Source organism: Roseateles sp. GW821-FHT09H10, assembly GCF_059415865.1.
In genome coordinates, this window is record NZ_JBWKOB010000002.1 from 114,392 (window position 1) to 128,703 (window position 14,312).

Sequence of the window (14,312 nt, forward strand, 5' to 3'; positions counted from 1 at the left end):
CCGCCAGCCGGGCCGCCGTCATCGCCTCACCACGCCCTGAACCGCCCCGTCACATGCAGCATCGCCATGAACTGCAGCAGCCCGTCGTAGTAGCGCCACTGGCCGCTCGGCGGCTCCAGGGCCCAGAGATCGTTGACGAAGCGCGCGCCCAGGGGCTTGTCGACGAGTAGGGCCGCCACCGCATTGCTGGCGACGAGACCCTTGGAAGGCTCGTCGTTCAGCGGCTTGCCGTCCAGCTTGTAGAGATGTGGATAGGGCTTGCCATCGGGGCCCTGTGACGCGAAGAAGCCCAGCAGCCTGCGGCTCAGGCCCGCGGCCTCGGGGTTCCTGTCCCACCAGGCCTGGTCGACGCTCCAGTTCACCGCCGTGCGGAAGGCGTCGTAGCGGAAGTCCTCATGGCCTTCGTGCACGCGCGGGCGGCCGTCGAACTCGGCGTAGTCGGGCGTCAGGCCCGTCCTGGGGTGCGCGGCCACGGAGAAATAGGCGCGGCTGATGTCAGCGATCTCGGCCCAGCGCTTGCGGTCCTCGGGCCTGGCCGCGCGGCGGGCCCAGATCTCGTAGAAGGCCGGCAGGTGGTAGGAGGGGTCGCTGAAGTCGGCCGCCTCGCCGATCGGCACGAAGACGACCTGGCCGCGGTCCGGCGAGAACATGGCGCGCACGCCGTCGACGATGCCGCCGTTCATGGCCTCCTTGTGCAGCATGGTGCTGAGCAGGGCCTGGGCCTGGGCGTTGTAGTCGTACAGCCCCTGGCCATTGCCCCAGCGGCTGGCGGCCATCAGCAAGGCGGTTGCGAAGTATTCCTCGCCGTCCGAAGCGGGCACCGCGTCCTTGTCGCAGCCCCTTGGCTGGCACTGCCAGCGGAAATAGCCTTGGCGCGGCCCGGAGGCATAGCGCATATGCGTCGCGGTCCAGTTCCACAGCGCGTCGAACTCGGCCTTGCGGCCCATCTGCACCGCAATCATCATCCCGTAGGACATGCCTTCGCTGCGCACATCGGCATTGCCGACGTCCAGCACATAGGCGGCGGGGCCATCGGGCGTTGCCGCGGCGGGGTAGACGACGCGCTGCTCGGGGCCGCCTTCGAACAGCGACTTCCAATAGCCGGCCAGCTTGGCATCGATCTGCGCTTCGCTGATGTCGGGCTTGATCTCACGCAGCAGATTGCGGTACTGGCCGGTGATTGCCGCACCACGCGGCGCGACGGTGATCGACGCGAGCGGCGCCAGCACCAGCTGCTGCAGCACCGCGTTGTCATCCAGGCGCCAGACCTTGATGACATGCCTGCCCGGCTGCAGGCCCTTGAACGAAGCCTTCAACACGAAGTCGTTGTCCTTGACGGCCTGGGCCCAGTCCTTCTCGACGCGGCTCAGCTCCGGGCCCGCCGTGGGCACGAGGTTGAGCCTGAGCTCCTGCGCCGGCTGCTCGTCGATGGCCACGGCCAGGCGGATGCCGCCGGCATTGCGAGTGTCCAGCGTCGGCACCATGTGCAGGCTGAGCAGGGCGTCGCCGCTGAAGGCCGTGTCGACGTCGTACTCCAGCCTCACGCCATCGGCCAGCGCCGTTGCCGCGCGCCCTTGCGGCAACGCCGTCACGGCGCCCAGGCTCTGGCCGAGGTTGGGGATGGCCGTCCACGCCAGGCCGCGGCCGTTGACGGCGCGGCTGAAGCGCGGGGCTTCGATCGTGATCGCCTTCGACAGCGCCGGTACGCCACGCGCCAGCTGCCTGTCCACGTCGCCCGCGTCCACGCGGCCGGTCACCCGCAGGACGGCCGGCATGATGTTCCTGTCCGGCTGCTGCCAGCTCGTGTAGCCGATATGGGTCTGCAGCATCATGCCGGCCCATTTGCCACCGGCGATGCCGTGGTACTGGTCGGCAATCGCCTGGTCGCGCGCGAAGGCCGCCTCGGCGCGGTCGGCAAAGACATTGGCGCGCGCATCACCGGCCGCCGCCAGCTTACGGTTCCAGGCCGCCGCATAGTGCAGGCGATAGAGATTGGCCAGGGCCAGCACCGGGTGCTCGACCAGCTGGAAATAGGCGTCGAGCTGATCGGCGCGCAGCCCGGCCTTGACCCTGGCGACACCCGCCTCGAGTGCGGCCCACTCGGCCACGCGCCGGCCGAAGTCGCCGCCGTCCAGCGCGTCGGTCGTCGCATGGCCCAGGCGGAAGCTGTCCGGGTCGATCAGCTCGGGCTTGCGCCGCGCCGCGTACTGGCTGTAGCGCGTCACCAGCTCGCCGATCTCGGCCGCCTGCGCGGGCCCGAAGGTCTGCGCCGCCCAGGCTTTCGGGTAGGCCGCGAGCGCGGCCGGCGTCATCGCCTGGGGCGACCAGGCCATGTCCAGGAAGAAATGAATCGGGAACTCCATCGGCTTGATGTCGCCGACGTTGACGATCCACAGCGCATCGGCCCCACGCTCGTGCGCCAGGTTCATCTGCTGCCAGGTCTTCTCGATCTGGTTGGTGTTGAGCCACTTGTAGTTGCGCGGCCCGCCGACATAGTCGAAGTGGTAGTACACGCCATAGCCACCCTTGCGTTTGGCATCGGACGTCGGCAGGCGGCGGATCTGGCCCCAGTTGTCGTCGCAGAACAGCAGCAGCACATCGTCGGGCACCTGCATGCCCTTGTCGTGGTAGTCCTGCACCTCCTTGTAGAGGGCCCACATCTGCGGCGTCTTTTCGGCCGGCTGCTTGGTCACCTCGGCCAGGATCTGACGCTGGTCCTTGACGATGCCTTCCAGCAGGCCGATGGCCGTGCCCTCGCTCATGGCCTCGTCGCCATCGCCGCGCATGCCGATGGTGACGAGGCTGTCGAAGGCGCTGCCGTCGGGCCGGCCCATCATGCGCTGGGCGCCGCCGCGCCAGAACTCGCGCAGCTTCTCGCCGTTCTTCGCATGGTCCCAGCGCCCGCCCTTGAAGCGGGTCCATTCATCATGGGCCCGCATCATGGGCTCGTGGTGGGAGGTGCCCATGACGATGCCCATCTCATCGGCCAGCACCATGTTCTTCGGGTCGTCGGCGCTGAAGGCGCGCGGCTGCCACATGGCGGGCCACAGATAGTTGCCCTTCAAGCGCAGGATCAGCTCGAAGACATGGGCATAGAAGGCCGAGTTGGTGCCGCCGAACTTCGCCTGTGCCCAGGTGCTGAGTGCCGGCGCCTCGTCGTTGATGAAGATGCCGCGGTATTTGACGCCGGGCTGGTCGCTGCGCATGCCGGCGGCGAGGTAGACATCGCGCTTCTTCTCGACCGGCACGTCGGCCCACCAGGCCCAGGGGCTGACGCCGATGCGCGCCGACACGTCATAGGTACCGAACACGGCGCCCCGGCGGTCGGAGCCGGCGATGACCAGGGCCCGCGCAACGCCCGGCCAGGGCTGGTCGACGACGGCCTGGGTGTAGGCCTCCCATTGGCCTTTCAGGCTGTCGAGCTTGAGCTTGCCGCGCTTGGCCAGCTCGTCGATGGCGGCGCTGCGGCCCGCGACGCCGATGACGACGACCTCGCCCTTGGCATCGGCCAGGCGATCCAGCAGCACGGCCGGACGGCCCGAGACACGCTCCAGGTCGGCAGCGAAGTTGCGGCTGGCATGCCTGAGGGCCGCATCGGCGCCGGCATCCACATAGACGGCGGCCGGCTGGCCCGCCTTCACCAGGGCCAGGCCGCGGCCAGGGTCGCGCGCGCAGGTCGAGACGGGCGCCTCGCAGGCGCTCGCAGGCGCCGCGCACAGCGCCGACCACAGCATCGCGGCCAGCCAGGCCAGGCGTCGGAAGTCCATGTCCGAATGTCTCCGGCCGGTGCCGAACGGCACCGCCCTTGTGGTTTGAATGGTTACGCAATCAGGAATGTTTTCCATGAGTGCGCAGAGTCTTGTTTTGAATTATGGTAGCGCAATCTTTTGTTTGCATGCAGCGGGTTCACCCGCTCCTCGGCGCGCCGTCCATGATCCGCAACCCCGTGCTGCCCGGCTTCAACCCGGACCCCTCCTTTTGCCGCGTCGGCGACGACTTCTACATCGCCACCTCGACCTTCGAGTGGTACCCGGGCGTGCAGATCCATCACTCGCGCGACCTCGTCAACTGGACCCTGGTGGGCCGCCCGCTGAACCGCAAGAGCCAGCTCGACCTGCGCGGCAACCCCGATTCCTGCGGCGTCTGGGCGCCCTGCCTTTCCTATGCCGACGGCCAGTTCTGGCTGGTCTATACCGATGTCAAGCGCTTCGAGGGCAACTTCAAGGATGCGCACAACTACATCGTCACGGCGCCATCCATCGAAGGTCCCTGGAGCGATCCGGTCCATGTGAACTCCTCGGGCTTCGATCCTTCGCTCTTCCATGACGGCGACGGCCGCAAATGGTTCCTCAACATGCTCTGGAACCACCGCACCGGCTCCATCGGCGGCCAGCCCAAGGCGCCGGCTTTCGACGGCATCCTGCTGCAGGAATGGGATGCCGGCAGCGGCAAGCTCGTCGGCCCCGCCACCAACATCTACAAGGGCACGCCGCTGGGCCTGGTCGAAGGACCGCATCTCTTCAAGCGCAAGGGCTGGTACTACCTGGTCACGGCCGAAGGCGGCACGGGCTACAGCCATGCGGTGACGCTGGCGCGCTCGCGCTCGCTGCAGGGCCCGTACGAAACCCATCCGCAACGGCATGTCGTCAGCAGCAAGGACGCGCCCGAGGCGGCGCTGCAGCGCGCCGGCCATGGCCAGGTCGTCGAGCTGGCCGACGGGTCCACCTATCTGGCCCACCTCTGTGGCCGCCCGCTGCCCGGCACGCGGCGCTCGCCGCGCGGCCGCGAGACGGCCATCCAGCGCTGCGTCTGGGGCGATGACGACTGGCTGTATCTCGAGCATGGCGGCATGGTGCCGGCGGTGGATGTGCCGGCGCCTCTTTCCATTGCCACCGGCGTCGACCCCGCGCCGCGCCAGGCCGTGCGCTGCAGCTTTGTCGATTGCCCCACGCTGCCGGCCGAATTCCAATGGCTGCGCACGCCAGAACCTGACCGCCTGTTCCGGCTGACCGGCGGCGCGCTGCGGCTGACGGGCCGCGAGTCGGTCGGCAGCTGGTTCGAGCAAAGCCTGGTGGCCCGACGCCAGGAAGACGCCAGCCTGCGCGCCGAGACGACGCTCGCCAGCTTCGCGCCTGAAAGCTATCAGCAGGCCGCCGGCCTGACCCACTACTACAACCGCCACAAGTTCCACGCCCTCGTCGTGACCTGGCAGGAGGGCATGGGCCGCGTGCTGAGCCTGCTGTCCTGCGCAGGCGACTGGCCGGACAACCGCTTGAGCTTTCCGCTGGCCGAAGCCGTGGTGCTGCCGGCCGACGGCCCGGTGCGCCTGGCCGCCGACATCGCCGGTGAGGCCCTGCAGTTCTCGGCCAACTGGGGCCAGGGCTGGCAGCCCGTCGGCCCGGTGCTGGACGCCAGCGTCATCTCCGACGAGGGCGGTCGCGGCGAGCACGGCAGCTTCACCGGCGCCTTTGTCGGCATGCTGGCCTTCGACACCAGCGGCGGCGCGCGCACGGCCGACTTCAGCAGCTTCGACTATCTGCCGCGATGAGCATGGAGGTCTACACCCTGGGTGCAGCCGATGGCCTGCAGATCCAGGTCAGCAACTGCGGCGCGCGCTGGCTGTCCTGCCTGGTGCCCATGCCAGACGGCAGCCGCCGCGAGGTCGTGCTGGGCCATGCGACACCCGACGACCATCTGCACGAGCCCGGCTTCTTCGGCGCCGTCGTGGGCCGCTATGCCAACCGCATCGGCGGGGCCTCCTTCAGGCTCGACGGGCGGGAGCACCGCCTGGTCGCCAACGAGGGCGCCAACCAGCTTCACGGCGGGCCCGATGGCTTTGATCGCCGCCTCTGGACCGTCGTCGACCACGGACCCTGGCATCTGCGCCTGGGCCTGCATTCGCCGCACGGCGACCAGGGCTGGCCGGGCGACGTCGATGCCGAGGTCGAGTACCGGGTCGACCCCGCGCGGCCGGCCGTCACGCTGCGCTTCGGCGCCCGCACGACGGCGCCCTGCCCTGTCAGCCTGACCAGCCACCCCTACTTCAATCTCGACGGCGGCACGGCGCCGGTGCTGGGCCATCGCCTGCATGTCGCCGCGGCGCACATGCTGCCGGTGCGGCCGGACATGATCCCGACCGGCGTGGTCGCGGCCGTGGACGGCACGGCCTTCGACCTGCGCCAGGCACGGCGTCTCGGCGACGGCCTGGGCCAGGGCGAGCAGCAGCGGCTGGGCAGCGGCTACGACCATTGCTTCGTGCTCGACGACACCGCCTCGCGCGGCGAGCGGGCAGCGGCCGAACTGATCTCCACCGACGAGAGGCTGGCGATGCGCCTCTTCACCGACTACCCCGGCCTGCAGGTCTGCAGCGGCAACTTCGTGCAGAACTCGCGCGGCCGCGACGGCCTGCCGTTCGAGCGCCATGCCGGCATCGCGCTGGAGCCGCAGTTCTTTCCCGATGCACCCAACCATCCCGTCTGGCGCGGCCAGGGCTGCCTGCTGAGGCCCGGTCAGCATCTGCAACGGTGGATGCGGCTGGAGTTCGACAACAGAAAGAATCGCTCATGAAGACCGCTGATGAGCTGCGCAGCGCGCGCTGGTTTGCCAAGGACGATTTCCGCAGCTTCGGCCACCGCAGCCGAGTGCTGCAGATGGGCTACGCCGCCGAGGACTTCATCGGCAAACCGGTGATTGCCATCGTCAACACCTGGAGCGATGCCAACCAGTGCCACACCCACTTCAAGCAGCGGGTGGAGGACGTCAAGCGCGGCATCCTCCAGGCCGGCGGCTGGCCGCTGGAGCTGCCGGCCATCTCCCTCAGCGAGAGCATGGTCAAGCCGACCTCCATGCTCTATCGCAACTTCCTCGCGATGGAGACCGAGGAGCTGCTGCGCAGCCATCCGGTGGACGGCGCCGTGCTGATGGGCGGCTGCGACAAGACCACGCCGGGGCTGCTGATGGGCGCCCTCAGCATGGGCCTGCCCTGCATCTATCTGCCGGCCGGCCCCATGCTGCGCGGCAACTGGCGCGGCCAGGTGCTGGGCTCGGGCAGCGACGCCTTCAAGTACTGGGACGAACGCCGCGCCGGCCGGCTGGATGACCAGGCCTGGGCCGAGATGGAAGCCGGCATCGCGCGCAGCCACGGCACCTGCATGACCATGGGCACGGCCGCCACCATGATGGGCATTGCCGAGGCCCTGGGCTTCACGCTGCCGGGGGCCAGCAGCATCCCGGCGCCGGACGCCAACCACATCCGCATGTCGGCCGAATGCGGACGGCGCATCGTGCAGATGGTGTGGGATGACCTGACGCCCGCGAAGATGCTGAGCCAGGGCAGCTTTGCCAACGCGATTGCGGTCGCCATGGCCATGGGCTGCAGCACCAACGCCATCATCCACCTCGTCGCCATCAGCCGTCGCGCCGGCCTCGCCGTCACGCTGGACGACTTCGATGCGGCCAGCCGCCATGTCAGCGTCATCGCCAATATCCGGCCCAGCGGCGATGCCTATCTGATGGAGGACTTCTTCTACGCCGGTGGCCTGCCGGCGCTGATGAACGTGATGCGCGACAAGCTGGACCTGGGTGCGCAGACCGTCAACGGCCGCACGGTGGCCGACAACATCGCGGGCGCCGAGGTCTTCAACGCCGACGTCATCCGCCCGCTGGACAAGCCCATCTATGCCGAAGGCGCGCTGGCCGTGCTGCGCGGCAATCTCGCGCCCGACGGCGTCGTCATCAAGCCCAGCGCCGTGGCACCGCATCTGCTGCAGCACACCGGCCGCGCGCTGGTCTTCGACGACTACCCGAGCTTGAAGGCCGCGGTCGACGACCCCGATCTCGACGTGACCGGCGACGACATCCTGGTGCTGCGCAACGCCGGCCCCAAGGGCGCCGGCATGCCGGAGTGGGGCATGCTGCCCATCCCCACCAAGCTGCTCAAACAAGGTGTGACCGACATGCTGCGCCTGTCCGACGCGCGCATGAGCGGCACCAGCTATGGCGGCTGCCTGCTGCACTGCAGCCCCGAGGCCTTTGTCGGCGGCCCGCTGGCCCTGGTGAAGACGGGCGACCGCATCAGCGTCGACGTGCCGGCCCGGACCATCCATCTCGAGGTCGGCGACGCGGAGCTGGCCGCCCGCCGCGCCGCGTGGACGCCGCCGCCGCCGCGCTACGAGCGCGGCTATGGCTGGATGTTCGGCCGCCACATCCTGCAGGCCCATGAGGGCTGCGACTTCGATTTCCTCGAAACCCAGTTCGGCGCCCCCGTGCCCGAACCGATGATTTATTAGCCCCTCGTCCAAGGATTACCTTGGCCGGTCCCCCGAGGGGACGGCGATGCTTGCGGCGTCGAGCCGCAAGCACATCGCCAGGGCGGGCCAGCTAGGGAGCGGCCCGTCGCTCGGCCCGCAAATACCGCCAGCCACGATGGAGACTGACATGCGAAACATGAATCCCGATACCCGCAACAGGCTGATGGGCGTCAGCACCGCCACGCTGTGCACCGCCCTGTTCAAGCGCGGCCTGCGCAACCAGTTCATCCAGGGCGTGCTGCCGCTGAACGCCGGCCTGCCCAACATGGTCGGCCCCGCCTACACGCTGCGCTACATCCCGGCGCGTGAAGACCTGAACGACATCAGCGTCTTCAAGGACCGCGCCCATCCGCAGCGCAAGGCCGTCGAGGAATGCCCTGAAGGCGCGGTGCTGGTCATCGACAGCCGCAAGGATGCGCGCGCCGCCTCGGCCGGTGGCATCCTGGTTGCAAGGCTGATGGTGCGCGGCGTGGCCGGTGTCGTCACCGACGGCGGCTTTCGCGACAGCCCCGACATCGCGAAGTACGCCTTTCCCGCCTACCACTCGCGCCCCAGCGCACCGACCAATCTGACGCTGCACCAGGCCATCGCCATCAACGAGCCCATCGCCTGCGGCGACGCGCCGGTCTTCCCGGGCGATGTCGTCGTCGGCGACGCCGAGGGTGTCATCGTCATCCCGGCCCATCTGGCCGACGGGATCGCGAGCGAGGCCGTCGAGATGACGGTGTTCGAGGACTATGTGCAGGACAAGGTCATGGGCGGCCGCAGCGTGCTGGGCCTCTACCCGCCGACCGACGCCGACGTGGCCGCCGACTTTGCGGCCTGGCGCCAGCTCAAGGGGCGCTGACTTTCGGGCAGCGCCTGTCGAGCACCTCGACAGGAAAGGCCGCGGCCATCGCGCGATAGCCGGCCAGCGAGGGATGCAGGCCATCGTTGTCGACGTCGGCACGCAGATACGCAGGCCGCGCCGGGTCGCGCATCAACGCGTCGAAATCCACCAGCGCGTCGAAGCGCCCCGGCTCGCGCAGCCAGGCATTCAGGGCCTGGCGGTCGGCCTCGTTCTCGGCCTGCGGCGCGTAGTAGCCGCTGCCCGAATAGGGCATGACGGTGGAGGCGATCAGGCAGACACCGCGCGCACGGGCACGTTGCGCCAGATCCGTGAAACCGGCCTTCAGTTCGGCCAGCAGCGCCGCGCGCGCCTCCGGCGTCGTCAGCCGGCCCCGATGGCTGACGCCGAAGTCATTGACGCCGATCAGCACGACAGCATGGGTGGCCCCACTGCGCGCCAGCACATCGCGCTCGAAGCGCGACACGAGATTCGGCCCGAGGCCATCGCGCAGCAGCCGGCCACCGCCGATGCCGGTGTTGACAACGGCCACGTCGCGCTTCTCCACCATCAGGCGGCGCGACAGCCCGTCCGTCCAGCGCTGGTAGCTGCCCGAGGGCACGCCATAGCCGTCGGTGATGGAGTCACCCGTCGCGACCAGCACCGGCGTCGGCCGGGCCGCCCGCACATCGAGGGCGGCCAGATGCCACCAGCCCTCCTGGGCCGCTGCATCCGGCCATTCCGCCAGGCCGACGCGGTTGCCCGGTGCTGCCCAGCTGCGGATGCGCGAACCCGGATGCACCGTGGCGACGGCTGGCCCCGCCTGCACATGCATCTGCACGGCGATATCGGCCTGACGCGGCACGGCGAACTCGAGGGCATCGCTCCAGATCTCGGCACGCGCCGGCACAACGACGCCGCGCAGGCCGCCAAAGCTCAGCGAGCGCAGGCTGGACGCATTCACCGCCACGCCATCGGCCAGGGCCACGGTGACGGCACCCAGGCTGAGCGGCTCGGCGCCGAAGAGATTGCTGATGCGCACCCGCAAGACCGGGCCCGCGGCGTCCACACGCACGATCTGGCGCAGGCTGACGTCGCGCATGGGTTGGCGCCACGGCGCCGCAGCGTTGGCGGCTGGCGCCTGCTCCAGCTGGGCGCTACCCCAGGCAGCCAGCCAAGGTCCGTCGCCGCGCGGCGCGCTCGCGCAGCCGGCCAGCAACAAGGCGGCCGCGAGCAGGCCTGCTATCAACGACTTGGTCATTCGAAAATGGTAGCGCGACCATTTTGAATGTCATCCGGGCGATCCCCAGCCCAAGCCTTGTGAGATGGCGCCACTCGCAGCGCGCAGCTGACTGGCCAGGCGAGCGGTGGTGCTGGCATTGAAGCGCGCCGCCGGCACATGCACGGCCAGGCCGGCAATCGCCCGGCCGCGACAGTCAAGGATGGGCGTGGCGATGCTGTGCACCTGCAGGGCCCGCTGCTCGCTGAAGCCACGCAGGCGGATGTGGGCGAACTCCGCGTCGTCGCCGCCCCAGGCCAGCAGCGCCTGGCCGATGGCCGAACTCCGCAAGGGCAGGCGCTGGCCGATGGGCAGGGACAGGCCCAGAGGCTGGGTGGAGTCGATCTTGTGCAGGCAGATGACCTCGCCCTCCTCCAGCGCCCCCAGCTGCACGGCCTCGCCGAGGGCGTCGGCGACGGCGCGCATGGCGGGCTTGGCGGCATCCACGAGCTCGGGCAGTTGCAGCGCACGCGCGCCGAGTTCGAAGGTGCGCACGGTCAGCCGCCAGACGCCTTCGCGCTCGGCCACATAGCCCAGGGCGGCCATGGTCCGCAGCAGGCGCTGCGCGGCATGCGGCGCCAGGCCAATGCCTTGCGCCAGCTCGGCCAGCGTCGCCGCGCCGTGCTGGCCGATGGCTTCCAGCAGCGCGAACACCTGGTGCACGGCACCGATGGAATCCTTGGCGGACATGGCTGCCTCAGCGCGCCAGCCAGCCGCCGTCGACGGCCAGGGTGTGGCCATGCACATAGTCGGCGGCGCGCGAAGCCAGGAAGACAACGGCCCCCGACAGGTCCTCGGGCCGGCCCCAGCGGCCGGCCGGGATGCGGCCGAGGATGGCCTCGTTGCGCTCGCTGTCGGCGCGCAGCTCGGCCGTGTTGTTGGTGCTCATATAGCCGGGCGCGATGGCGTTGACGTTGATGCCCAGCGGCGCCCATTCATTGGCCAGGGCGCGCGTGAGGCCAAGCACGCCGCTCTTGCTGGCCGTGTAGGAGGCCACGCGCAGCCCGCCCTGGAAGCTCAGCATGGAAGCGACGTTGATGATCTTGCCGCCGCCGCCCTGGTCCATGAAGCGGCGCGCAGCCGCCTGGCTGAGCTGGAAGACGGCGCGCAGGTTCAGGTCGACGACGTCGTCCCAGTCGGTCTCGCTGAACTCCAGCGCGCTGCGGCGCCGGATGATGCCGGCATTGTTGACGAGGATGTCGACGCGGCCGCTCAGAGCCGCGGCCTGCTCGATCAGGTCGGCGGCAGGGCTGTCGGCCAGGTCGGCGCGCAGGTCCAGGAAGCGCCGGCCGCAGCGGGCGATCTCGTCCGCGAGGCCCGCGGCCTCGCTGCGGTTCAGGCCGACGATGTCGGCCCCCGCCTCGGCCAGGGCCAGCGCCATCGCGCGGCCCAGGCCCGTGTTGCAGCCGCTGACCACGGCCGTGCGCCCTTCCAGGCTGAATACTGCTGAGGCGTTCATGGCGCTCAGAACTTCACATCCAGGCGCACCGCCGAGTAGCTGAAGGCGTCGCGGGCCGGCGTCCACGTCGTGTGCGCATACGAGGAGCCGCTGTTGGTCGGGTTGACGCGCCAGGTGCCCAGGCCGCTGTAGCCGGTGTTGGCGTAGTGGTGGTCGAAGAGGTTGTTGACGTAGAAGCCCAGCTGGTACTTGCCGGCCTTGTCCTTCAGGCCAAAGCCGATGTTGACGATGGTGAAACCCGGCGAGGCCAGCGTCGGGTCCTGGTTGATATTGGTCAGCACCGCGGTGCGCTTGCGCAGGTTGCCGCTGAAGAAGAGGTTGAAGGGCGCGTCCGTCAGCGCGAAGTCATAGCGGCCCGACATGCCGACCTTCCATTTCGGCGCATTGGGCATGGAGCCGCCGCTCACGTCCTGGGTGTTCTGGCCACCGTAGATGGGGTTGGCGCGCACGCACTCCAGGTTGAAGCCGCCGTTGGGCGAGCCCGCCACGTTGTAGCAAGGCGCGTTGGGCCAGTCGGTCACGGTGGCCCGCGTGTAGGCGATGTCGGCGTTGACGATGAAGTTGGGCGTGACCAGGGCCGCGATGTCCAGTTCCACGCCGCGCGTCTGTACGCCGCCGATGCTGTTCAACCGCGTCACATAGGTCGACGTGCCGGGCAGGAAGCTGCCGGAGTTCTGCTGGTAGTCCTTGAACTTGGTGTTGAAGACGGCCAGGTTCATCGTCAGGCGGTTGCCGAAGAAGTTGCCCTTGGCGCCCAGCTCGTAGTGCTTGGCCGATTCGGACGCCACCGGCTGCTGGGCGGCCGTCGCGGCTGTCAGGCCGCTGGTGATGTCATAGGCCTTGCCCTTGTAGCCCGTCGAGGTCATCACATAGCCCATCAGCCCGGGCGTGAACTGGCGCTGCAGGCTGAGCTTGCCGGTCGTCGAGTCCTCCTTGTTGCCGCGGCTGGAATAGGTGGCCGTGGGCGTGAAGACGGCCGGCAGCGGGTTGCTCAGCGTCAGCGAATAGCCCGAGACCTGGCGGTTCTGGCGCAGGCCGGCCACCAGCGTCGTCTGCGGCAGGAACTCCCAGGTGGCCTGGCCATAGATGGCGGTGTTGCGGTTGCTGGTGTCGCCGACATAGGCGATGGGCGTGGACAGCGCGATGCCATCGAAGCCGCGATTGAAGAAGCGGTCGATGGTGTTGCTGGCCCACCAGAGGCCGGCCACGTAGCGGAAGCTGCCCTGGTCTGCCGACGTCAGGCGCAGCTCCTGAGTCTTGGAGTCGATCTGGTAGTTGCCGTATTGCGTGTAGCCCGAATCCCGGCCCACCGTCGGCTTGCCGGCGGTGATGGGGTAGTACAGCAGCGTGTGGACGTCGGTGAAGTCCTGGTCACGGTAGTCGCTGGCCGTGTAGCGCTGGCCCGAGGTGATGGAGGTCAGCGTCATGCCATTGGGCATGGCCCAGTTGACCCGCAGCGAAGCGCCCTTGATCTCGGACTCGATGCCGGTGGGCGAGTCCATGCGGATGTCGCGGTTGGTGGGGCCGGGCGTGATGCCCGCCAGCAGCAGCGTGGCCGGCAGGGCTTGGACGCCGTTCTGGTAGCCGGCCAGCTGGTTGTTGGTGCCGAAGCTGGTCAGCGCGAAGGTGCAGCAGTCGTTGCGGGTCTTGTTGTAGGTCGGCGTGAACTCGACGTCGAGGTCCTCCGTCGGATGCCAGGCCAGCTTCATCATCAGCGTGCGGTCGCGGCTGCCGTTGACCTTCTTGCCGGTGCTGAGGTTGTTCAGGTTGCCGTCGAACTGGCTGGCCGCGGCCGCGACGCGCAGGCCGAGCTTGGGCGCGATCTCGCCGCCGACCGAGAAGCGCAGCCTCTCCTCGCCATCGCTGGTGACATAGGCGCTGGCGTCGCCACGGATGGCGCTGCCGATGGGCTTGGTCGTGATCAGCATGGCGCCGGCGATGGCGCTCTTGCCGAACAGCGTGCTCTGCGGGCCCTTCAGCACCTCGACGCGCTGCACGTCGGCCAGGTCCTTGAAGGCCATGAACTGGGCGCCCATGGGCACGTCGTCGATGATGACGGACACGTCCGACTCGACGCCGATGCCGATGGACGAGGTGCCGATGCCGCGCATGTTCAGGCCGTTGTTGGCCGGCGTCGTGCCATAGGTGACGCTCAGAGCCGGCGTCAGCTCGATGACGTCTTCCAGCGAGCGCACATTGCTGCGCTCCAGCCGCTCGCTGGTGAAGACCGAGATGGCCAGGGGCACGTTCTCCAGCTTCTCCACGCGCTTGTTGGCCGTGACCTCGACGCGCTCCAGCTGGTTCTTCGCCGGCTCGGCATCGGCCTTGGGCTTGGCCGCCTCCTGCGCCAGCGCGGCCTGGGCCGACAGCAGCAGCAGGGCGGCGGCGATGGGCGTCAGGCGCCCGGTTGTGACCTCGTTCATTGCCTGTCTCCGTCTT

General features: G+C 69.0%; 9 protein-coding genes. 4 read left to right on the top strand and 5 right to left on the bottom strand.

All coding sequences use genetic code 11. The features are described from left to right. Nucleotides 1–26 precede the first annotated feature (26 nt). Nucleotides 27–3,767 carry a glycosyl hydrolase family 8 gene (locus AC07OY_RS08385; RefSeq protein ID WP_495042098.1) on the bottom strand — a complete coding sequence of 1,247 codons (3,741 nt, stop codon included), beginning with the start codon at nucleotides 3,765–3,767 and terminating at the stop codon, nucleotides 27–29. A 164-nt stretch (nucleotides 3,768–3,931) separates the two neighbouring features. On the opposite strand from AC07OY_RS08385, the gene AC07OY_RS08390 reads away from it, so the two are divergent. The 4 genes from AC07OY_RS08390 (at nucleotide 3,932) to AC07OY_RS08405 (ending at nucleotide 9,156) form a co-directional block, all read left to right on the top strand. Then, on the top strand, nucleotides 3,932–5,548 hold the full coding sequence (locus AC07OY_RS08390; RefSeq protein ID WP_495042099.1) for a glycoside hydrolase family 43 protein: 1,617 nt from the start codon (nucleotides 3,932–3,934) through the stop codon (nucleotides 5,546–5,548). Beyond that, the gene (locus AC07OY_RS08395) at nucleotides 5,545–6,567 is read left to right on the top strand and encodes an aldose epimerase family protein (RefSeq protein ID WP_495042100.1); all 1,023 of its coding nucleotides are present in this window, start codon (nucleotides 5,545–5,547) and stop codon (nucleotides 6,565–6,567) included. The genes AC07OY_RS08390 and AC07OY_RS08395 overlap by 4 nt, the downstream gene beginning before the upstream one ends. Then, nucleotides 6,564–8,288: an L-arabinonate dehydratase gene (gene araD / locus AC07OY_RS08400; RefSeq protein ID WP_495042101.1), complete on the top strand. Its 1,725-nt coding sequence runs from the start codon at nucleotides 6,564–6,566 to the stop codon at nucleotides 8,286–8,288. The genes AC07OY_RS08395 and araD overlap by 4 nt, the downstream gene beginning before the upstream one ends. Nucleotides 8,289–8,445: 157 nt before the next feature. Continuing rightward, on the top strand, nucleotides 8,446–9,156 hold the full coding sequence (locus AC07OY_RS08405; RefSeq protein WP_495043516.1) for a ribonuclease activity regulator RraA: 711 nt from the start codon (nucleotides 8,446–8,448) through the stop codon (nucleotides 9,154–9,156). Here the strand turns inward: AC07OY_RS08405 and AC07OY_RS08410 are convergent. From AC07OY_RS08410 to AC07OY_RS08425, 4 genes are read right to left on the bottom strand one after another with little or no spacing between them, the layout of a single operon-like run. After that, a complete protein-coding gene (locus AC07OY_RS08410) occupies nucleotides 9,143–10,396 on the bottom strand; it encodes a GDSL-type esterase/lipase family protein (protein ID WP_495042102.1) in 1,254 nt (417 codons plus the stop codon). The two genes, AC07OY_RS08405 and AC07OY_RS08410, sit on opposite strands and share 14 nt — an antisense overlap. A 30-nt stretch (nucleotides 10,397–10,426) precedes the next feature. Beyond that, entirely contained in the window at nucleotides 10,427–11,104 is a 678-nt protein-coding gene (locus tag AC07OY_RS08415) for an IclR family transcriptional regulator (RefSeq protein WP_495042103.1), read from the bottom strand. A 7-nt stretch (nucleotides 11,105–11,111) separates the two neighbouring features. Beyond that, nucleotides 11,112–11,873: a 2-dehydro-3-deoxy-D-gluconate 5-dehydrogenase KduD gene (kduD, locus tag AC07OY_RS08420; RefSeq protein ID WP_495042104.1), complete on the bottom strand. Its 762-nt coding sequence runs from the start codon at nucleotides 11,871–11,873 to the stop codon at nucleotides 11,112–11,114. 5 nt (nucleotides 11,874–11,878) lie between these two features. After that, nucleotides 11,879–14,296, bottom strand: a complete 2,418-nt coding sequence (locus AC07OY_RS08425) for a TonB-dependent receptor (RefSeq protein ID WP_495042105.1) — start codon at nucleotides 14,294–14,296, stop codon at nucleotides 11,879–11,881. Between the last annotated feature and the right edge of the window lie 16 nt (nucleotides 14,297–14,312).

Coding starts and splice junctions, on each gene's coding strand:
- AC07OY_RS08385 (WP_495042098.1), bottom strand. CDS start 3,767: ATGGACTTCCGACGCCTGGCCTGGCTGGCCGCGATGCTGTGGTCGGCG.
- AC07OY_RS08390 (WP_495042099.1), top strand. CDS start 3,932: ATGATCCGCAACCCCGTGCTGCCCGGCTTCAACCCGGACCCCTCCTTT.
- AC07OY_RS08395 (WP_495042100.1), top strand. CDS start 5,545: ATGAGCATGGAGGTCTACACCCTGGGTGCAGCCGATGGCCTGCAGATC.
- araD (WP_495042101.1), top strand. CDS start 6,564: ATGAAGACCGCTGATGAGCTGCGCAGCGCGCGCTGGTTTGCCAAGGAC.
- AC07OY_RS08405 (WP_495043516.1), top strand. CDS start 8,446: ATGAATCCCGATACCCGCAACAGGCTGATGGGCGTCAGCACCGCCACG.
- AC07OY_RS08410 (WP_495042102.1), bottom strand. CDS start 10,396: ATGACCAAGTCGTTGATAGCAGGCCTGCTCGCGGCCGCCTTGTTGCTG.
- AC07OY_RS08415 (WP_495042103.1), bottom strand. CDS start 11,104: ATGTCCGCCAAGGATTCCATCGGTGCCGTGCACCAGGTGTTCGCGCTG.
- kduD (WP_495042104.1), bottom strand. CDS start 11,873: ATGAACGCCTCAGCAGTATTCAGCCTGGAAGGGCGCACGGCCGTGGTC.
- AC07OY_RS08425 (WP_495042105.1), bottom strand. CDS start 14,296: ATGAACGAGGTCACAACCGGGCGCCTGACGCCCATCGCCGCCGCCCTG.